This window comes from Providencia vermicola (genome assembly GCF_010748935.1).
Lineage (GTDB): Bacteria > Pseudomonadota > Gammaproteobacteria > Enterobacterales > Enterobacteriaceae > Providencia > Providencia zhejiangensis.
The window spans coordinates 1,511,806-1,532,245 of record NZ_CP048796.1 but is presented as its reverse complement, the minus strand read 5'-3'; the positions used below and the strand labels follow the sequence as shown (position 1 = coordinate 1,532,245).

17 protein-coding genes and 1 pseudogene are annotated in these 20,440 nt (G+C 40.5%); 6 read left to right on the top strand and 12 right to left on the bottom strand.

The window, feature by feature from the left end; genetic code table 11:
* Nucleotides 1-26 precede the first annotated feature (26 nt).
* From G3341_RS06725 to G3341_RS06715, 3 genes are all read right to left on the bottom strand, one after another.
* Entirely contained in the window at nt 27-1,079 is a 1,053-nt protein-coding gene (locus tag G3341_RS06725) for a UDP-glucose--hexose-1-phosphate uridylyltransferase (protein ID WP_163860982.1), read from the bottom strand.
* Between the two features lie 23 nt (nt 1,080-1,102).
* Nucleotides 1,103-2,128 carry a UDP-glucose 4-epimerase GalE gene (gene galE, locus G3341_RS06720; protein ID WP_163860981.1) on the bottom strand — a complete coding sequence of 342 codons (1,026 nt, stop codon included), beginning with the start codon at nt 2,126-2,128 and terminating at the stop codon, nt 1,103-1,105.
* Between the two features lie 302 nt (nt 2,129-2,430).
* Nucleotides 2,431-3,360 (bottom strand): cation diffusion facilitator family transporter, encoded by a 930-nt coding sequence (locus tag G3341_RS06715; protein WP_154624153.1) that lies wholly within the window; start codon nt 3,358-3,360, stop codon nt 2,431-2,433.
* A gap of 297 nt (nt 3,361-3,657) precedes the next feature.
* Here G3341_RS06715 and G3341_RS06710 point away from each other — a divergent pair, with 297 nt between their 5' ends.
* Nucleotides 3,658-4,095 (top strand): universal stress protein, encoded by a 438-nt coding sequence (locus G3341_RS06710; RefSeq protein ID WP_154624154.1) that lies wholly within the window; start codon nt 3,658-3,660, stop codon nt 4,093-4,095.
* Between the two features lie 60 nt (nt 4,096-4,155).
* Here the strand turns inward: G3341_RS06710 and eco are convergent, their stop codons facing one another.
* Entirely contained in the window at nt 4,156-4,632 is a 477-nt protein-coding gene (gene eco, locus G3341_RS06705) for a serine protease inhibitor ecotin (RefSeq protein ID WP_154624155.1), read from the bottom strand.
* A 269-nt stretch (nt 4,633-4,901) separates the two neighbouring features.
* Here eco and G3341_RS06700 point away from each other — a divergent pair, with 269 nt between their 5' ends.
* The 4 genes and pseudogenes from G3341_RS06700 (at nt 4,902) to G3341_RS06685 (ending at nt 7,517) form a co-directional block, all read left to right on the top strand.
* Nucleotides 4,902-5,120 (top strand): DUF465 domain-containing protein, encoded by a 219-nt coding sequence (locus G3341_RS06700; RefSeq protein WP_154635748.1) that lies wholly within the window; start codon nt 4,902-4,904, stop codon nt 5,118-5,120.
* Between the two features lie 233 nt (nt 5,121-5,353).
* Entirely contained in the window at nt 5,354-5,713 is a 360-nt protein-coding gene (locus G3341_RS06695) for a nitrous oxide-stimulated promoter family protein (protein ID WP_163860980.1), read from the top strand.
* Between the two features lie 889 nt (nt 5,714-6,602).
* Complete coding sequence (locus G3341_RS06690; RefSeq protein ID WP_244316487.1) at nt 6,603-6,857, top strand: hypothetical protein; 255 nt, start codon at nt 6,603-6,605, stop codon at nt 6,855-6,857.
* Between the two features lie 431 nt (nt 6,858-7,288).
* A pseudogene (locus tag G3341_RS06685) lies at nt 7,289-7,517 on the top strand (DNA polymerase III subunit theta).
* Here G3341_RS06685 and G3341_RS06680 read toward each other — a convergent pair.
* The 6 genes from G3341_RS06680 to G3341_RS06655 all read right to left on the bottom strand — a co-directional run bounded on the left by G3341_RS06680 (nt 7,514) and on the right by G3341_RS06655 (nt 16,286).
* Nucleotides 7,514-9,049 (bottom strand): pyocin knob domain-containing protein, encoded by a 1,536-nt coding sequence (locus G3341_RS06680; RefSeq protein ID WP_163860979.1) that lies wholly within the window; start codon nt 9,047-9,049, stop codon nt 7,514-7,516. The pseudogene G3341_RS06685 and the gene G3341_RS06680 sit on opposite strands and share 4 nt — an antisense overlap.
* 65 nt (nt 9,050-9,114) lie before the next feature.
* A complete protein-coding gene (gene gpJ / locus G3341_RS20950; RefSeq protein ID WP_163860978.1) occupies nt 9,115-13,842 on the bottom strand; it encodes a TipJ family phage tail tip protein in 4,728 nt (1,575 codons plus the stop codon).
* A gap of 56 nt (nt 13,843-13,898) precedes the next feature.
* Entirely contained in the window at nt 13,899-14,504 is a 606-nt protein-coding gene (locus tag G3341_RS06670) for a tail assembly protein (protein ID WP_163860977.1), read from the bottom strand.
* On the bottom strand, nt 14,501-15,211 hold the full coding sequence (locus tag G3341_RS06665) for a C40 family peptidase (RefSeq protein ID WP_163860976.1): 711 nt from the start codon (nt 15,209-15,211) through the stop codon (nt 14,501-14,503). Before G3341_RS06665 ends, G3341_RS06670 begins: the two co-directional genes overlap by 4 nt.
* Nucleotides 15,208-15,945 carry a phage minor tail protein L gene (locus G3341_RS06660; RefSeq protein WP_163860975.1) on the bottom strand — a complete coding sequence of 246 codons (738 nt, stop codon included), beginning with the start codon at nt 15,943-15,945 and terminating at the stop codon, nt 15,208-15,210. The genes G3341_RS06665 and G3341_RS06660 overlap by 4 nt, the downstream gene beginning before the upstream one ends.
* Nucleotides 15,942-16,286, bottom strand: a complete 345-nt coding sequence (locus G3341_RS06655) for a phage tail protein (protein WP_163860974.1) — start codon at nt 16,284-16,286, stop codon at nt 15,942-15,944. Before G3341_RS06655 ends, G3341_RS06660 begins: the two co-directional genes overlap by 4 nt.
* Nucleotides 16,287-16,458: 172 nt before the next feature.
* On the opposite strand from G3341_RS06655, the gene G3341_RS06650 reads away from it, so the two are divergent.
* Nucleotides 16,459-16,737, top strand: a complete 279-nt coding sequence (locus G3341_RS06650; protein ID WP_163860973.1) for a hypothetical protein — start codon at nt 16,459-16,461, stop codon at nt 16,735-16,737.
* Here G3341_RS06650 and G3341_RS06645 read toward each other — a convergent pair.
* Together G3341_RS06645 and G3341_RS06640 are read right to left on the bottom strand one after the other, a co-directional pair.
* On the bottom strand, nt 16,720-16,920 hold the full coding sequence (locus G3341_RS06645; RefSeq protein WP_163860437.1) for a hypothetical protein: 201 nt from the start codon (nt 16,918-16,920) through the stop codon (nt 16,720-16,722). The genes G3341_RS06650 and G3341_RS06645 overlap by 18 nt on opposite strands.
* An 11-nt stretch (nt 16,921-16,931) precedes the next feature.
* Nucleotides 16,932-20,426 (bottom strand): phage tail tape measure protein, encoded by a 3,495-nt coding sequence (locus G3341_RS06640; protein ID WP_163860972.1) that lies wholly within the window; start codon nt 20,424-20,426, stop codon nt 16,932-16,934.
* Between the last annotated feature and the right edge of the window lie 14 nt (nt 20,427-20,440).

Below are 20,440 nucleotides of genomic sequence, written 5' to 3'. Positions count from 1 at the left end.
ATACGTCACTGTGTCTTTTCGAATATTCACTGCTGTTTATAGTGAACTTCACTGACAGCACGTAACCTTTCAGCTGCTTGTTCTGGCGTTAAGTCACGCTGAGTTTCTGCTAGCATTTCATACCCAACCATAAATTTTTTGACTGTCGCCGAACGTAAAAGAGGTGGATAAAACAACGCATGCAACTGCCAATGATCCCTGTTTTGATCATCACTCAAGAAAGGCGCAAAATGCCATCCCATTGAATAGGGAAATGCACATTGGAATAAATTATCATAGCGACATGTGAGCTTTTTCAATGCAATACTGAGGTCTTCTCGTACTTCAAGACTCATCTCGTTCATACGCCTAATATGCGTTTTCGGCATTAGCATTGTTTCAAATGGCCAAGCCGCCCAGTAAGGAACAACAGCAAGCCAATGCGCTGTTTCAACAACCGTTCTTGACCCCTCTTGCAATTCGGCTTGCGCATAATCCAATAATAAATTACTGCCTTGCTGCTGATAATAACGCTGTAACTGGGCATCTTTACGAGCAATTTCATTGGGTAAAAAATCACTTGCCCAGATTTGTCCATGTGGGTGAGGCTGAGAACACCCCATTATCTCACCTTTATTTTCAAAAATTTGCACCCACACAAAGCGTTGACTCAGCTCGTCAACTTGTTGTATCCAAGTGTCAATCACTCGACCGATTTGTTGCGTGGATAACTCCGGTAAAGTTTTACTATGGTCAGGCGAAAAACAAATGACGCGGCTCAAACCGCTAACTGACTGTGTTTTAAATAACGCAGATTGCTCTTCCGGCTGCTGGCATGCTTCGGGCAATAAGGCGGAGTAGTCATTCTGAAAAACATACGTACCTTGGTAGTCTGGGTTGATATCCCCAGAGATCCGTTGGTTAGTTGGACATAAAAAACAACTCGCTTCATATTCAGGTAATTGTTTTATTTCTGGCTTTTCATCTTGCCCGTGCCAAGGACGCTTAGCTCGATGTGGGGAAACTAACACCCACTGCCCCGTTAATGGGTTATAACGTCTGTGGGGGCAATCTGACGGATTAAATGGAAGCTTATTCATCGTAATTATTCTCCTATCCTCTATTATGATTCATAACCATTAGGGTTATTGGATTGCCAACGCCATGAATCTATAGCCATATCATCAATCGTACGACACGCTTTCCATCCGAGTTCACGTTGCGCTTTTTCAGATGTTGACCAGTACTCAGCAATATCGCCCGCCCTTCTAGGAACGATGGTATAAGGGATTTTCCTTCCTACTGCTTTCTCAAATGCATGCAGCACTTCCAACACACTGCTTCCTTTTCCCGTTCCAAGATTATAAATATGTAATCCCGCCTTCTGGCTGACCACTTTCAGAGCAGCAACATGCCCATCCGCTAAATCCATAACATGGATATAATCACGGACCCCTGTTCCATCAATGGTAGGGTAATCGTTTCCATAAATAGACAGTTTGTCACGTCGTCCCACCGCAACTTGCGCAATATAAGGGGTTAAATTATTAGGGATACCTTGAGGATCCTCCCCCATAGAACCTGAAGGATGAGCCCCCACAGGATTGAAATAACGTAATAATGTGACAGACCAATTAGGTTGAGCCGTAAACAAATCTGACAAGCAACGTTCAACCATATATTTACTCGTGCCATAAGGGCTTTGCGTATTGCCCGTTGGAAATGCTTCAGTAATAGGCACAGTATCGGGTTCACCGTATACCGTTGCTGAGGAGCTGAAAATAATACTGTGTACGCCTGCACGCTGCATACAACGGGCAAGTACTAACGTTCCATTCACATTCACGTCATAATATTCAAGTGGCTTAGCGACAGATTCACCAACGGCTTTCAAACCTGCAAAATGGATAACCGCACTGATTTTATGTTCACGAAAAATAGCCTCTAACAACGCTTCATCACGGACATCCCCTTGATAAAAAGTAGGTCGTACTGCTGTTAGTTTTTCTATCCGGTTTAATACTTCTGTTTTTGCATTGCACAGGTTATCAATAATCACCGGTGTGAACCCTGCGAGGATCATTTGGACGCAGGTATGACTACCGATGTATCCCATCCCCCCAGTGACAAGCACTTTTGTAGGCTGCATAGCTTACCCCTTGATTCATTTAAGGATATAAAAATTCATTGCACAGAGTATAACAACGGGCTAACCCACTAATCTGTGATCTGACTCGCGATAGTGTAAACGTTTACACAAATAGAGGCAATAACGCTGAATAAGCGGTCAATCGGCAAAAATAAGTTGCATGAGGCGTAACAGGGAATAGTAAGACTTGGTATGTCGGCAAGAAAAAAGATTAGTGTGCAAATACAAATAACTAAATGCTGGTTGTAATAAGAAGCCAGAAAGTCTTATTTTCTGGCTATACGTGGATTATGGGTAATGAATTAATGAATGCACTCTTTGTCATAGGGATCTAAGTGAGTCATTACATTAAGAATTTGTGGATTTTCCATTAGCTTATCACGGACGTTTACCGCAATTTCATGACCTGCAATGATCGATAAATTCCCATCGACTTCCAAATGCACATCGACTAAATAAAAATCCCCCGACTTACGCGTTTTTAAATCGTGGAAGCCTTTGATTTCATCAATACCATCAAGAACGGTACGGATCTCTTGTAATGTTTCTTCATCGGCACCTTTATCCATCAAATCTTGCATTGACTGATATGTAAATTTATAACCCATACGAAAAACAAAAGTCCCGACGATCAATGCAGCGATAGGGTCAAAAATTTTAAAGCCACATAAACTACCTATGATCCCGATAGCCACAACTAACGATGAGGCGGCGTCAGAGCGTGCATGCCAAGCATTCGCAACCAACATACTCGAGTTAACTTGATTCGCCACTCGTAACATATAGCGAAAGAGGCTTTCTTTGGCGATTAATGATACCAATGCAGCCACTAATGCAATTGTATGCACCTCTTGAATCAACTCTGGATTAAGCATTTTTTGTGTTGCCGACCAAATCATGCCAACACCAACAATTAATAAAATCACACCTAAAATCAAAGATGCTCCATTTTCGTAACGAAAATGTCCGTAGGGATGATCGTCATCAGGCTGCTTATGGCTTTTTTTGTTGGCAATTAAAACAACAAAATCCGCAATCAAATCAGATAATGTATGAATACCATCTGCAATTAAACCTTGTGAATGAGAAATGAAACCAATAATAATTTGCCACAACGAAAGCAGCATATTAACGATCACACTAATCAATGTGCTCTTTTTAGCAGCATGAAATTTTTGTTGTTGGAGTGTTAACTCATTGTCTGTTGTATCTGATTGCGTACGCTTATTCATAATCTATATTCTTAATGAAAAACAAAACAATTATCATTTAAATGAACTTTTAAATCAATATGTTACCTAATAGCATCACTCATATTGACACAAGAAACAAGAAAAGTCTTGTTATTTAATTATCGCTTATTCTGTTAATTAATAATCATCACTTTCTATAAAATAATATTAATTTGAATAGCTAAAAAAGACGTTTTTCTATTTAAATCCAATGTAATTAACAAAAGACAACTCACTTATACTATATTAACGGCTAGCTGCTATAATAGCGCCAATTAACATACGAATGAGGTGGTTATGTATAATAAAATTTTAGTCCCTATCGACCTACTAGAAGATTCGCTTAATCCACAAATCATCAAACATATTGAAGAGCTATCAAAATTAGGTTCCCCTGAAATCCACTTCTTATCAGTGATCCCAAGCGCTGAACTATTTTTTGGTATTGAAGTGACTATTCTGCCTGAAAGTCATAAAAACTCAGCGGAGCGTTCTATTCTCGCACTCAGAGCGTTAGAAGAAGTGATCAAGGACATCAATATCCCTGATGACAAAATGGTATGTAAAATTGGCATTGGTTCAGCCAAAGATGAAATTCTCAGTTATGCCGATGATATCGAAGCTAACTTAATTGTAATAGGTTCCCATCGACCAAGTGCCTCAACCTATTTACTTGGTTCGACCGCATCTACGCTTGTTCGCCATGCCAAGACATCGGTACTGGTCATTAGATAAACGCTAAGAAAAAGTGCCACATATCATCATGTGGCACTGATAAGACAAAATGACGACAAATTATTTTTTGCTCGAATCAAGTAACTGATCGTCAGTTGACCAAATACGGTATTTCACATCCATCTCTTTTGGTGCATAAACCACAATAGGTAGTTTACTGTTATAACGAACAAAAGCATCATCACCAAGTTGTGTTGTTACAAAACGCTCTTTCGCTGGCTCTGAACACGCCATCATCGTTCCAGCTGGCCCTTTTACATCTTCTAATTTGTAATAGTTATATCCCCAGCCTTCTAAGGTTTTTTCTTCTAAATCGCCCATAAACCATTGGCGATTACAGTCAGCCTTAATCGTCTTACCGATAACTAATTCGACTTGCAAGTTATCTTCATTAGGTTTTGTAGGCAGTTGTATCACATGACGAGTCATGCCCTTTTCCGCTTTAGGATAAGGTGCGATCTTTTCCAACTCCCCTGTTGCCATTGCACAAGAAGACACTAATGCTGCTGCCATTACAGATAAAATCGCTTTTTTCATTATAAAATCCTATTAAAAATAACAAAGCTAACTGAAAATACATATCATGCATCTAGAATAAGTTAAAAAGTCTAACTTTCCTACTCTGGATGATTCTTAATTTTAAAAATACGAAAATATAACTATCTCAATAAAGTTAATCATAGCTAATTTTAGTGGAATGATCATAAATTTGATAAAAACTATGTAAATTCCTATTTGTTATAATGCATAAATAATAGACGATGCTTATACTGAGTGTGAGGCTTAATACATTCTGAGGAGGTAGTATGTTATCTACAGATCAAGATTTAGTTTCAAAGTTAATATCTACACACCCCCGCTTTCAAAACCTTTATGAAAAACATCATCAGCTTGATAAAGAAATCAGCAAATTAGAAGGCCCGTCCGGTGCTGGTTATAACGAGCATGTTGTGAAACTCAAAAAAGAAAAATTACATTTAAAAGACGAAATGCAAAAAATAATGCAATCCGTCAATAAGGTCTAAATCGCAATCGGCTAGGTCATAGCAGGAGACGTTTGGCTTATCACGCCACATTGTTGTGTTTAATTTTGTAAGTCATCTAAACTCACTGATAGACCTACTCAATAAATTTTAATTTTATTATGGCATAAGTATCAACTTATGCCATTTACGTGACTTGCGTTTATCTTTACTTTCTATTAAATGCAATAAGTTGTATATTAAATGCAATTTATTGCATAAATTGAGGTGATTCAATGGTCGGTAAACGTATTCAAAGAGAAATTAAAACTATTGAAAAAATGATCCAAATATATGAAAAGGCGCATCCCGCCTCCGCAGACTCACCAGAGCAATATCAAAAATTATATGATTATGCAATTAATCGCCTTGAAAAATGCCGTTATGGAGAACAAAAACCCGCCTGTAAACAGTGCCCAATACATTGCTATCAGCCTAAAATGCGTGAACAAATGAAACTGATTATGCGGTGGTCAGGGCCCAAAATGCTCTTTCATCATCCTATATTAGCAATACGCCATTTATTAGATGATAGAAAACCAGTCCCCGAACTTCCTGCAAAAAAATCAAGAAGGTCGTCAGATACAAATAATTAACTATGTCTTGATTAAAAATATTCCATCATGAAAATTCTATTGATATAGCCTATTTCTGATGCATAGAAAGATTGTTAATTAATAGTAAAAACTCTTTTATCTACAGTTAAAACCGTCGATATTAATTTATCACTGTACCTCTGTGAACTTTTACCAGTCCCCCCTCACTTTACATCGCGTTTTCCTGCATCTTATATGACGAAATGTATTTATCTTAAATCCCATCGTGACGTTTTTCTAAAAATTAATACCCTTTGGTAACTAATAATTAAAATGCATGTTTATATGTTCACTCAAAATGCTCATTCGCAAAAATACTGGGGTTAAATGAGATTATTGTCTCAATAATAGGAATTGTCTTACGACTTTAATATATATAATTAATCGTTACGATAATTATATTTGATTAGTGACGTAGTTAACAATTCCTATCATTAATTTTGTTAATCAGTTATATGTTTACCGAGGTAAATGACAGTAAAATATATAACTAAATTTCTTCTTCACACACTGAAAACGGTAAGTAACCCTAACTAGATCAATAAACAATGAAATTGAGCAAATCCCTTAAAATAGTTTTCATCCTGCCAAAACCTAATAACCAAAATAATAAACCAGCATAAACAAAATCAATAGGTAATAAAAAAGGCAAGCTGTGTTAATATTCGTTATTTACGTCATAAATCTCAAAATAACTCGTAAAAACAACCTTTAGACACATTTATTAATATTTAGAATTAAACTGTGACACAAAAAAATGAGGTTTATATAATTTCAATCAATCAAAGGAAGGTGAATTTATATTTCACTGATTAAAACAACAAAGGTATTTAATATTAAATTAAAAAAATAACATTTGACTACATAGAATTAACATACAGGATGCGTCATGCAAAATGATAACAATGTGACTGATTGTCGTATAAAAAGAACCGCTATTAATAAAAATAGCTCATATTCTATTATAGAACGTCCCACAAAAGGATTACTTATTATTGAAAAAGGAACCTTAATATGGGAAAGTCCGACAACAATAGAAATGTTACACCCAGGTGATATTCTTTATCATCAACAAGGTTCATATGCTTTAAAAACTTTAGATTATGAATCACAGGATGTGCAAATATTAATTAATGATTTTTAGCTAGCAAAGCCGCACTACAAGCCAGCCCGCATTTTTGCGATTTGCTTATTTTTGCCTATTTTTATCGATTCCTCTCATTTTTGTGTCACAATTTCGGCACAGTTAACCAATTCATCAAATCAATATATTTACGACTAGTATTGATATATTTACCCCCATCCATCCAATATTATGAGCCTTCACTAATGGAGGCCGAATGAATACAACCAAACTTCTCTTACTTGCACTTAACTGCATACGCGAAAACAGAGCTCCATCATATGTAGAGCAATCACGAATAAATGTTTTTTATCGAACTGAGATATGCAATAAGAATATTTCTATAAATAAATTTATGTTTGACCTCAATCTGAATCTGATTGAAGAGCCAAGAAAAAAACCAGTGATAGATTTAATCTATACGTACATTTGCAAATCAGAAGAGAAAAAACATGCACAATCTCTCAGAACTATCGAAAGAAGATAAAGACAAAGTAAATGTCGATTTAGGCCGCTTCCGGTGTCGCTTATCGTGAAAGACTCGGCAAGCCTGTTATTGATATCGAAGTCGAAAATCAACAACCCGAACACTTGCGCGAGTACTTTCGTGAGCGTTTAGTTTATTACAGAGAATTGAGTAAGAGATTTCCGCAATGGTATGAGTACAACAGTGAGGGTTAGATATCGCTGACCTGCTCAGCTTCCTCTGCTGCACGTTTAGCATCTTCTTCCGCTTGCTTCTCTGCTTCTTCTTTTGCTAATCGCTCTGCTTCAGCTTGCTTGAGATTGTAGATAGAGTTACTCGGCATGTTTACGCGAACGTCGATCCAGTGTCCATTTGGAATATCGCAATACTCATAGTCTTCGCGCTCAACTTTAAGTAGCTTTTCTTTCTTGCCTTCTTCCGTATCAACTTCGACGAGTTCATCTTTCAGAAACTCAGGGTAAGTCATTAAACGCTCAGCTTCTTGACGCTCATTTAACTCATGCTTGCGATAGCGTGTTTCAATGATAATGTCACCATCGGGCAATACATCAAAGCTACCCCAAACCAGTGGTAGATTGTTAATGCCATTTGGGATGACCATGCCGCCGTGAATACCACCCCAGCTAGCATCGGAATTCATACCGAGTACGCCTTTCAGCTTATAGCGACCAGTGCCGAGCTTTTCGAGTTCAACGCCTTCTGACTCTTCGTTAAGCTCAATGTGATCAGCAAAAACTTTAACAATCGGAGATGCGGCTTTTAAGTTGCCATTTGAGTCTTTTGTTGTGTTACCAGTGTTGTATTGTAAAATCCAAGGCACACTTACTGATGTACCTTGGTTGCTTATACTGCGGTAATAGATGAGCGCAGGGCTGTTATGTGCTCGATATTCTTGTAATACATTCCCTCCCCCTGTAGGTGTGACTATCAACGTTCCAGCCCGTTCGATTGGGTATTCATTTGCGATGGTAGCTTGCCCTGTATACGGCTGCATGTAAATGCCCATCTTTGTTGTTTTACCAAGATTATCACTGGCTGTTAATACTATAGGCTCTCCCACCCCGAAATCACCAACCCTCATGATATCAACGCCATTTAACGTTGCACCACCATCTTTAAGAACTAATGTTGAGCCTAGATCATCATTTGTAATAGAAAAGCCTTTGTGTGAATCAGAACCGAATCCAATGTATGCCCTGCGTTTCCCATCTGCATTTTGAAATTGCATATAATGATTTTTGTAATCACTAGTGTTTTTCAGGGTTATTGCAGCTCCATCTTTTGTGATAGTCCCTCCGGCTTTATCAAACTTCCCGTCTAGCAGTTTATCCCGCTCTGCTTCTGTGCGTGTTTTTCGAACTGTTCCATCAGGGAGTTTAATATCAATCACGCCACTTTCAGTCATGATGCGATTTTGTATATCACTGAACTGTACGTTAGATACGTTCATTGCAACAATCGCGTTTGCTGCTGCTGAAATTGAATCCATTGTTGTTGTGAAAATAACGTATTTAGCGCCAGTTTGCGACGCTGGAAGCGGAAAGTTGAGCGTTAGTTCTGTGTTCGATTGTATTGAGTGAATGCTGTTGTTGTGAACAGTGTTACCAATCTGGATTTGTAACGATTGCATTGGAAGCACAAGATTGATGTTCTCTTTCCACTTCGTGCCTGTTCCCACTAATTTTGTGCTATTTGCTGTCGCTGTGACTGTGCCGATGTTGTACATAATATTTCCTTGAAATTTGGACGTAAAAAAACCGCAATTAAGCGGCCTGTTTTGAACTGATTGAGTTACTTGAATGATGGTGCGTTGCTCTTGCATGCGAGTATAAGTGCAGGGTGGATTCTTAATGTACAATCAGAGTTATCACCGCCGCTGCCTTGGCCTGTTAATCGTATTTTGATTTCCGTATCTTTTTGCATTTTGGGTATTTTAATATAACAAGATGCAACAGCAGCCCATGTTGTATCTGGACTGTCAACAGTTGTTGTGATTACACTTTGACTCACTCCATTTGCGAATACTTCAATCTTGATTGGATAATGAATTGCTGGTGACTTATGCTCTGATGCGAAATGCATTGTTGGCAAAATCAAATCAACGTCATAGGGCATCCCACCCACATAGATGATTGATGTTTCTATGGACATATAGGATTGTTTGTAAAAATACTTTGACACCCCTTTGTATAAGACTCCTGTTGCAACATCACCAATGAATTTTTCAGCGTGGACAGTTCCTCTGAAGTCACCATCAGTTGCGTAGACCTTTCCTCTAAATGTCCCGTCATTAAACTCGGGGTTACCATTTTTAGGTATTTGCCAGCCTTTCTCTCCTTTTTTAAAGTCATTGGATTGGATGACATTGCCAATTTTAGCGTTAGTAATCGAACCATCTTGAATAAAACCAGAACCAATAAATACTTGTCCGTTAACCACGGCAAATGGAGTAACAAATTGACCATTGGCATTATTAAAAATAATAAACTCATCCGCGGCAAAAGCGATTTGTGTAACAACTTGTCCGTTTTTAACCTGCGCACTCATCATCATTTTAACATCGTAGTATTGCCCGTTATGCAATACACCCGCTTTAATGCTGAAGTAAGCGCGAGAGTTTCCTTGTTGATCTACAGAGGTTTCTGCCCGCTTCTCAATTGCTGCTTTATTCTCACCAATTTCTGATTTAATCAGCTCGTTAACTTCCGCTTGTGACTTCTCATTGTCGGATACAGTTTTCTTGAGAGTCGTAATACTTGAGTTTACATCATTGAATTGAGTTTCAATTTTCTCGAATGACTGTGCGAATGCCTGAAACTTGTCAGCTGTTACTGTATCTAAACGAGTAATTGACGCTTTAATTCTCAGTTGCTCAATTGCTTGATTTCCAACCTCCGCAGTCAACTGCATACCCATTTCAGACAGTGAGCTTTCAGCATTAACAATTGTTTGCTGCATGTTTGCAATCGTCGCTTCATTGCTTTCAAAGCGAGACTGACTCTGCTCTTTGACTTCCGTTATCGCTTTTGTGTTGCTTGCGGTTGTTTCAGTTAATTTACCAATACTGGCTTGAGTATCATCGTACTGACTTTGTTGAGTTTGCTTAATCTGAGTTGTCGTTTCTTCTAGTGTTGCGATTGACTGTGTATTGTTTGTCACAGCAGCACTAACTTTCGATAGTTCCCCTTTGTTTTTATCAATTTCATCTTTGTTCGCGTTGATGTCTTTCCCGAGTTCTGCGCGCACTTGTTCTGTGCGCTCTGACTGTGCTTTGTCTTTCTCAGCGATGGACTTACGCACATCAATAAATTCAGCTTCTGACTGCTCATGTTGCGCTTTTACACTTTCAACTAATTGTGCAGTAGCTTTTTCATTTGTTGCTGTCGCTGTTGCAAGTCGAGTGACTTCTGCTTTCGTCTTCAGTAACTCTGAGTTAGTTTCATTAACTTGTGCAGTTGTCTGCATAATCGCTTCTGATACTGCAAACTCGATGTTAGTCAGTGACGTTTCAATGTTAGTAATGTAACCACGCATTTCTCCGAATTCTGCTGTCGTTGACTGCTCAAACTTCGCTTGTGCTTGTTTCAAGTCAACTGTCGCTGTTTCGACTGTAGTAACACGACTCTTGATGTCACCAACTTCTTTATTTGTCTCTCCTAATTCCGCTTTAACTTGACTAATTTGTTGAGCTGTCGCTTTCTCATAACTCGTTTGAGTATCTTTGATATTGAGAATTTCAGCAGCGTTATAGCTTACTTCAGCGCTGATTTTCTCTTGCCAGCGCGCGGCGGCCTCCCTATCAGTAACTTGCACTTGTTCAATGCGGAATATCTCAGCCTTGCGATCAGCAACTTCTTCTTTCAAGCTAAAATGTAATTCTGTAGTGAACTGAGTGTTCATCATTACTGCTTCGCTGACCGCTTCAACATCTCTGTCAATGCTGACAACTTTCTGCTTCACATCAATCGTGTCCAACTCAAGCTCTGCAATCGCTTCTTTGCTAAAGTCAATCTGCTCCTGCATCTGCTTGCCTGCTTCGGTGGAGAGGAAGGTGTCGCCAACCGCGTCCAGAATACCCTCAACATCCGTTGATGACTCACCTAAAACAACGCTCGTCCACTCTGACTGATTCCCGCTTTTATCAACTAAACGAGCACGGAAATAGAAGCGCGCACCTGCTTTAAGGCCAGACATGCGATACGATTTTAGCGGATAAGGTACATCAGCCAGCAGTTGCATAGATTCAACTGTGTTTTCAGATGAATATTGCAGTTCTGTTTTTAGCGTGTCGCTCGTGTTCGCATCAAAGCCCCAATTGAGAGTAATTCCCCAAACCTCAGAAGTAGCGCGTAAATTTAAGGGTTTTGGTGGATTACCTTCTTTTCCGTTGAGTTGAGTTTCTTCCGCATTAGCCCACACGCTGGAAATTTCAGACGCATTAATCGCCCGTACGCGAACTTGATAACGGCCTGCATAAATGCCATTAACTTCAAAACCCAGCGTTGATGTACGCGGGGCATTTATCCAGTTACCGTTGTCACGACGCCATTCCGCCTCATACGCAATCGCACTTTCAGCCGCTTCCCAATCAACCCGTAAAGTTGTAAATGCAATGCCTTGGTCTACTTGTGTGTATGAAGAAATACGCACATTTTTAGGCGCTGGCTGTACTTTGGGTGGTATAACGGTAATGGGTCTTTCGTCAATACGTGCCCCTGAATCAATGTGATCATAATTATCAGGATTGTGAATGGCTCCGCTGATAGTATAAGTATTATCTCCGTTATCACTGATATTAATGACACGGTATAACTGGATAGCTAAATCATCAGAATCAACCACCCATACTGCTTCTTTTTGCGGAATTTGTGAATACTCAACCGAAACAGTAACGACTTTTTGATTCACGGCCGTAACGGTTCGCCCTTCTGATCTGCCATCAGGCAAATTAACAATTAAACGGTCTCCAACTTTAATTGACGCTACTCTATCAAGCGTGATTTTACGACCTTCGACCGCTGAAATTCTCCCCCCGATTTGACGCCCAGCAAAATCTGAATCAGCTAAACCAATAATATGACTAGGAGATGGTATCGCACCCTCTAAACCTGTGGCAAAAGTAACTACGCGGTCATTTGAATTAACAAGTAAAACCCATCGACCACGACGATTTGCCTCACTTCTGCGAGTGCAACCAATCGCTGACAGATCTGTTTTACGCACTCCATATCTACGCTGAAGCTTTAAGTCAACAACGGCTTCAATGTCGTCACTGCTATGGTTTTCAGTGTTTGTGAATGAAACTAATGCTTGTGTATAGCGATTCTGGATGCTGCCGCCAGAGTAAGAAGGTTTGCCACCAACAATATTTGCGTTTGTGAATACTCTAAAAACAGGGTCAGGCATGTCAGCTATGACATTAACTTTGTTGTCAGCCCAATATGCCATTCCACGAAAAATAGCAGCAATATCACGAAGTACAGTGTATGCAGCTTCTTGTGATTGAAAATAAACGTCACACAGAAAGCGAGGTTCTTTACCATCGCCACCACGCCCATCAGGAACTAATTCATCACAATATTGTGCAATTTTATACAGATCCCATTTACTAATATTGGGTATCTTGATCCTATCTCCGCAGCCATATCTATTATGGATTGAGGCATCATAATAAATCCATGCTGGATTGTTCGTCGCAGAAAGTTTAAACGTTCCGTCCCACACCCCTGTATATGTGCGAGCAACTGGATCATAATTTGTTGGCACCCTGACCAGTATTCCCCCTCTGGGCCGTACGCTGATTTTAGGGATACGATTATTAAATTGGCGGGCGTTAAAAGTAACAAATAATAGTGCTGTGTTTGGATAGCGTAATTTCGCATCAATAACTTCAGTAATTGCTGCAATTGAAATTTTGTCTGCCATCCTTGCATTATTTTGGTTTTTAGTCAGTCGACGAACGCGAAGTTGCCAACCAGTATTCGCTTTTGGTAAATCAATTCGATGAGAACGTTGATACTCACTAGTTGTTTTGCCATCGAATGCAGATTTGATGATTTCTTTATAGCCTGCGCCGTCTGTCGATAGTTCTATAATGTAATCAATACGATACCCTGTCGTGTCACCGTTATCGTGCTGTTGCAACAATTGAGGAACAGAAAAGCGAACGCGAACTGCCGACAACTGAGTGTTGTTGATGTTTCTTACATACGGTTGATCATCTTTAAGCTCTATCCCCACAGCAATTTCATTATCAACCGAAGGGATGCCCTGAATATATTCTTGGTGTTCAGTGCCTGCACGAAACTCCCACGTCACCCCTTCAAAATTTTTAGAACCATCCGTATTCCCTATTGGCGTGTCATCAAGAAAAATACGTGTATCATCAATTCCACCAGCAATCTCACCTTCAGAGATAGCTAATAGAATTTTTGCGGTTGATTCGGATAGTAGGCTATCTTTTTGCTCAACAGGTGTCCGAGGTTTGGAACTACCCCCTTTAGCGCCTTGAATTCTCATATTTCACCCATAAAAAAAGCGGCTGTTAAGCCGCAATAGAAAAAAGCTGAAGTGATTTATTGCTGATCTTCTGTGTATATCCCTGCTGAGACAATAGCTCCACCGATTTCTCGCCTATCCAATCCATAAAACAATGGAACAGGATTACCTTGAGCTGTCGTGTTCACAGCTCCACCAAAGGCATAGGATGGCTTGTTATCTGAATCTTGCCGCATTGATAGCCCTTTTGGCTGAGGAGATAACATTTGCACCACACCACCAAGAGCCATAGCTGCACCACCAAGAGCTAAAGCCCCTCCCCATGTTCCAGCCGCAGTAAAAGCCACAGATAGACCGCCAGACAAAAATGCCGCAGCCCCGATCATTGCTACTCCGAGAATAGTTTGAAAAAATCCTCCACGCTTGCTACCTTTAATTACTGGAGCTATACGAATTTCTTCACAGGTATCAAGATGCAACTCATCCTCAACAATATTGCGCTTACCTTTGAATACCGCGAATTCAAGCCCTTTGAGGTGTGCATTAGCAAGAAACTGCTCAAAGCCATCATAGAGAACAGACAGAGCCTTAATTGCTTCACGAGGTGAATCTATATCTAATTTGTGTTCACGCCCAAACTTTGCGCCAAGAACACCGTATAAACGTATTGTTTTTATGCTCATACAAATTCTTTCCTCCGAACAATTTTTATCGTCCGATCGCGCCAGTAATCGCTGTAGGGTACTAACCTGCTGAGTTGACCATAAAGATGGTGAAGTAACATGCCATTCATAATCACACCAGCGTGATTAGGAACATCGGCTTGTACTTGCATAATCACCATATCGCCCTCTTTCGGCTCGCCAGTGACGTCAACAAAACCCGCTTTTTCGTAGTTATCCATATACAGATTTTCGCCTTCTTCCCACCATTGCCTATCAACGCTGTAATTATGCAATTCAATACCGTGTTTTTGCCTGTAATAGTCCATAATTAAGGACCAGCAATCTGCATGACCAAGCACAAATGGACGCCCTTCTAACTCACGACAACTTCTTGGCTCTATGATGCGAATATCCCCTTCTGGCCATGATGCGATAACCCACGGTAACCTCGTGGCATCACACTGTAATTTATCAATTTCGCTAGGCTGAGTTGTCACACCATCCCCACAGTGACTATGGACAATCGCAATAGGCTCTCCCCAATCTTCGGCAATTGCATAGTCTTCAGGGGAAAGTTCAAAATGCTCATTGGGATTATCAGAAAGGTTATGGCAGGGGAAATATTTTCTGACTCGACTCTTTTGACAAATCACGCCACATGCTTCTTTCGGGTATTCGGCTTTCACATGCTGAAATATCGCCTCTGTTAATTTCTTGGTGATCATCGTATTAACCCCGCCGCTGGGAACCCACCAAAATCCAAGGGTTCATTCTCACCAAAGCGCTTCTTACAATCACTGACTAAGCCGCCACAATTATCGAGTGACGGATCATCGACAGGCTCACCACGCTCATTGAAATATTTATTCCCTGTATAATTGCACCCTCGACCACTACGATAATCGCCTTTCATACACCAAAAACAGAGGTTGTGTATCTGGCGACCGGGTATCATTATTCCTTGAAGGTCGTATGGACTGGAAAGCTCAAATTCAACAGCTTCTCCAGCGACTTCATTTGTTTTCCGGTCAATGTAATACACTTGAGTAAAGCATTCGTCAGGGTTCGCTGTTGAGTTACCATTAATAAAATTTTTAGCGTCAAGATAGTGTGCAAAGGTTTCGTATATAGTGACTTTTGTTTCTGCCATGTCATCGAATTGCAAGCAAAGAGATGATATCAATCCATCAATATTTGCGACTCTTAATATCGGTCTTGCAGGGCTGCCATCGCTGTTTTTATCCATCCCTTCAATTTCATAAGCCCACGCACCGTACTCATTGCCTTGCCACCAGATAGGCTTAGGTTTGATATCGCCTTCATCAATCTCCTCTGGTGTGTGCGGCAGGTTATATGCGTGAAATCGGAGAATAGGACCGTCAAACTCGCTAGCATCAACTTCAATGAGTTGTATTTTATTGCCCGCCTCAAGCTTTTGGGCGTCAGATGTAATATTCATACGCTAAATGCCTGTTCAAATGTTGCTGTTATAGTGACTGCCAAGCCGCCAATCGGTGTCATGGTGATAGAATCAGCTTTCACTCGATATAACCCTTTTTCGCAAAAAGGTGGCGTCCATATAAATGACTTTGTTGTGTGATGGCGGATAAACTTGAATATGGGCATTACCTCCTCTTTCATTCCTGTGTAAGTGAAAGGCCATGACTGAGATTCTGTGTTGATGCCATCTCCAGCAACTTGTTTATAACCATCGCCAAACGTGACTTCTTTTATTCGGTGAATGAACTCACCCGTTGGCGTTTCTTGCGTTTGCATTCGCCATTTAAATTCTTCAATCATGGTTTGCCTCCTAATATAAAAAACCTCAATTAAGAGGCGTGATTAATGAATATCAGTTATCGAACTGATCTAATGTCAGGATTTTCAATAGATTAATTTGGTTTATGGTTAAAGGTCAGCCCTGTGGATTTTACCGGAGCGATGGCTGATTAACTTCGGTGTGAGGATTTATATGTCAGAATCAAACAGCGCGGGTGACACTAAAACTTCTAATTTTGAAGATATGCTCTTAGATTTAATCGCAAAGTCTGAGGTTCAGGGTGCGATCCTACGCATCCTACTCATGAGATATTTTACCAATGAAGACAAGGAGTTGATTGAGGAGTTAATACATAAATCCCAGTCATTATTAAAAAATAAGCAAGAATTATCCCGTACAGATGAAATCATGCATGAAAAACAACTGAAGTACTTAGACTTATATTTACCAAAATCAAAGCATCCCAACTGATTTTAGTTGTTGCTGTAACGCTTCATTCATATTTTTAGAAGTAAGACAGATTTGATCCATATCACAGCTCATTGCCGCTTGCATGTCAGTGAGCTGTTTTTGTAATTCCTCGATTTGAGCACTTTGCTGCGTTACTCGTGCTGATAACTCACTGATCACTGCTTCTAAATATTGATTGCTCATAACTACCTCTCTTAATTACCTTTGATTGTTCTTGATAAAGCAGATGCAGGATTGCGTAATAGTGTATTAACACCATTCTCTATCATCTGTTGGAATTCACGCTTTACTGCGTTTGTGTTCATTTGATTTGACTGCGATTGCTGAATTTGCCCGCCATTATCTAGCTTTATATCACCCATATTAATGTTGATGTTGGTTCCGCCAGCGCCTTGCATCCCATACATTCGCTGAACCGGTACATTAGCCATAGGATGGTTATTACCAACATATCCACCCGACGCATAGCCATTTTCAGCACTCTTCATTAATGACATTAACGAGTTGATACCTAAACGACTTGTGGCTTCTTTGGTGAAAACAAACTCCCCCTTATGGACGACACCAGCAGGTTCATACTTATCACCTGAACCTGTAAAGCCACCACGTGCGAAGCCCAGCTTAATACCTAAGAAGTTACCAAAGCTAGTACCACCAAAAGCAGCAGTCATCGCCTTTAGTGCTGCCGCTTTTATCAGCATGTCGGCGACCATAGTTGCAAATGAGCGACCATACTCACCAAAATTAGCCTTTCCAGTCATAACCCATGCTGTCACTGAGTTAGTCATGCCAACAAAGGCATACTGTGATGCTTGAGCGACTTTGCCATAAGTATTCGTTGCATCTTCTTCAAACTCTGCGAATCCTTTTTTTACCCCATCACGCCAGTTAGCCCGAAGATCATCTTCCTCTTGGTAAAACTCCCTCAGTTTGGCTTGCTGCTCAGGTGAGTCCGCCTTTTCTAACGCAATATTACGCTGATACTGCCTGTCTGTGAGTCCGGCACTGCCGCGTAACGCTCGGATCCGGTCTTCAATTTCAGCAACACGCTTAGCCCTTTCCTCTAATAGCTTGTTTTCTCGATTCTGTTTTTCGAGCTCATCGCCTTTAACTGCAAGCGCTCTTTGTCCTGCGAGAATTGACTCACGGCGCATTAGCAGGGATTTTTCATCCGTGGTTAACTGTCGCTCTCCCGTATTAACGATTCTATCTAGAATGGTGAACTGAGCTTCAGTTAGCATAAGCTGCTTACGCTCATTGCTAATAATGCGATCACCTGTTTGTGAGAAATCACGAGCAACTTTAGTTTGAGCTTCCAGTGCTAATAACTGTTTTTGAAGATCTTCATCGTGGCGAGTGCCATAATCAGGGCGATATTCTTTGCCTTTTGGCGGTGTTTTATCCTTGAATTGCGCCTCAATACCCCGCTTGTAGGCTTCAATTTGCTCTGATGTAAATAGAGTCGCAATGCCTTCTTTGGCGTGGCGCTTATTTTCTTCAATTAATTGATTAAGCTTTTTGTATTCCTCGTTTCTACGCGCTGCCGCTGTCTGCCCCTGCTTGACACCAGCATTAAAGGTCTCTTGGTTTTTAATGGCCTTTTCTTCGTCTTGTCTAGCTAAGCGTTCACGCTCTTGTTTTATAGCGTCAGCAGCCACTGCCTTATCAATCAGCTCGTAGGCTTGTTGTTTGAGTTCTACTTCTCGCTCAGCGCTAGCTAAACGTTCAGCATCTCTTTTTTTAGTTGGATTATCGCCTGTGTATCCGGCACTATAACCAAGGGTTTTTGATTTAATATCTAGTTCTTTTTTCGCTTCTTGCCATTCTGTAAACGCTGTTTGTCGCTCTAAAGCAAGACCAGGGTTTCGCCCCACGCCTAACATAGCATCCCAGCCTTTAGTAGCTGCGTTTTCAATCCAATTCCATGCGCGCTCTAAAGTACCAAGGTTATCCACGATAGACATAGAACGTTGATTCATTGCCTCAGCATAGGCTTTGGTTGATAGTTCAGCGGCTTTTTCTGTTCGTCCTTGCGCTTCAGCTGCCGCAATTTGCTCGTACTGCTTAGCCGTTAAAAAGTGAAGCGAATTATTTAGCTCAGTCACCGCCTTAACAGGATCATCTTTAAGTCGTTTGAAGTGTTCAATCGTTTTATCAATATCCTGCCCGACTGCTTTTTCCATTTTTGCCGAAATATCAGCAACAATCCCAACCTGATTTCCCGAAAATGCACCTGAACCGACGACTTTTGCTAAAACATCAGCCATTCGATATTGAGTAATACCGTTACCAGATAATTGCTTAGCTAATGAGTCAAGCTGTGAAGCTGTTTTTCCTGCATAATTTCCTGTCAGGATCAGCTGTTTGTTATATTCTGTAAACTCTTGAGAACCTTTATAGGCAGCAATAGCTAAAGCCCCTGTCACGCCCACCAGCCCGAGCATTGCTATTCTCATCGGGGTAATTAAAGACAAAACCGCTCTGAATGAATTACCAATTCCCCCGAAAGAGTCTTTAATCTGCCCGCCTTGCTGAACCATGACTAACCAAACAGGCATACCCGAAGCTAACGAGGTAACAATATCCGTCATCTGCATGGGTAATTGACGCATCGCATTACGGTACTGCCCTATCGTGATAGCGCCATTGCGATAGGCCTGTTCTTGCTGTTTTAGCTTGGCAATATAGGGCTCGACCTGTTGACCAACACCTAATTGAGCCGCTTTCATTTGCAATAATTCAGATTTTGTCTTCCCTATTGCTTCGGCTTCATTTTTTAACGCCTGAATAAAGTTTTCTTTAGCTTGAGCCTCCCTCGCTTCGGCTGCTGCTGCGGCTTGTTGTTCTCTGGCGAGCTCTCTTGCTGATTGAGCTGCTTGCTTTTGTTCTGCTGCAAGCCTTGCCGTGCGCTCTTCCTGCTTCTTCATTTGAGCAATGATAGGTGCTGCTTCTCTGGCGATCCCCATTTGAGCTGCTTTGTATGCCAGCATTTCTGTTTTTGTGGCGCCATACAAAAACACCTGCTCGTGCATTTTGTGTAAAAATGAATCTTTAAGGGTTGAGAGTTCTTTTTCAGCGGCGCTAAGTCCATTAGTACGATTGGTAATTTCTTCAAGCAAGACTTGATAACGCTCGGTATCAATATTCCCTTTTTGATAAACCTTACTCAGGTTCTCCCTAATTGCAGTTAACTTAGCTGTTGATCCCGTTACTTTTTGAATGCTTTCTATTTGCCGATGGAATGAATCAGCAACCTTGGTGTTTCCAGCTTCAGTTGCTCGAATCGCACTTTTAATTTGAGACTCTAAAGCAATAAAGTTAGAGCCATCAATTTTATAGTCTTCGTAATACTGGTTAACCTTTTTCAGTATGCTTGCAAACTGATTGCTCGCGTCACCTGCTTTTTTAACTGATTGAATTTGTTCTTTTAGGGATAAGGTATTATCCCTAAATTTGGCGTTCATCCTATCGACAGAAACAACCGTTTCTCTTTGCCTTTCCGTTAACTCAGAAATAGAACGCGCAACCGCCTTATGTGATGGCTCAGACTGTTTAAATGTGCTATTTAGCTCATCTACGGATTGATCTGTCCTGCTGGCGGCTTGCTGTAAGTCATTAAGTGCTTTAGACCCTTTTTCTAGTTCACTCGTGCTTACTTTAAATGAAATACTTGCTATTTCTTGTGTCATAACTTTCCTCGGGC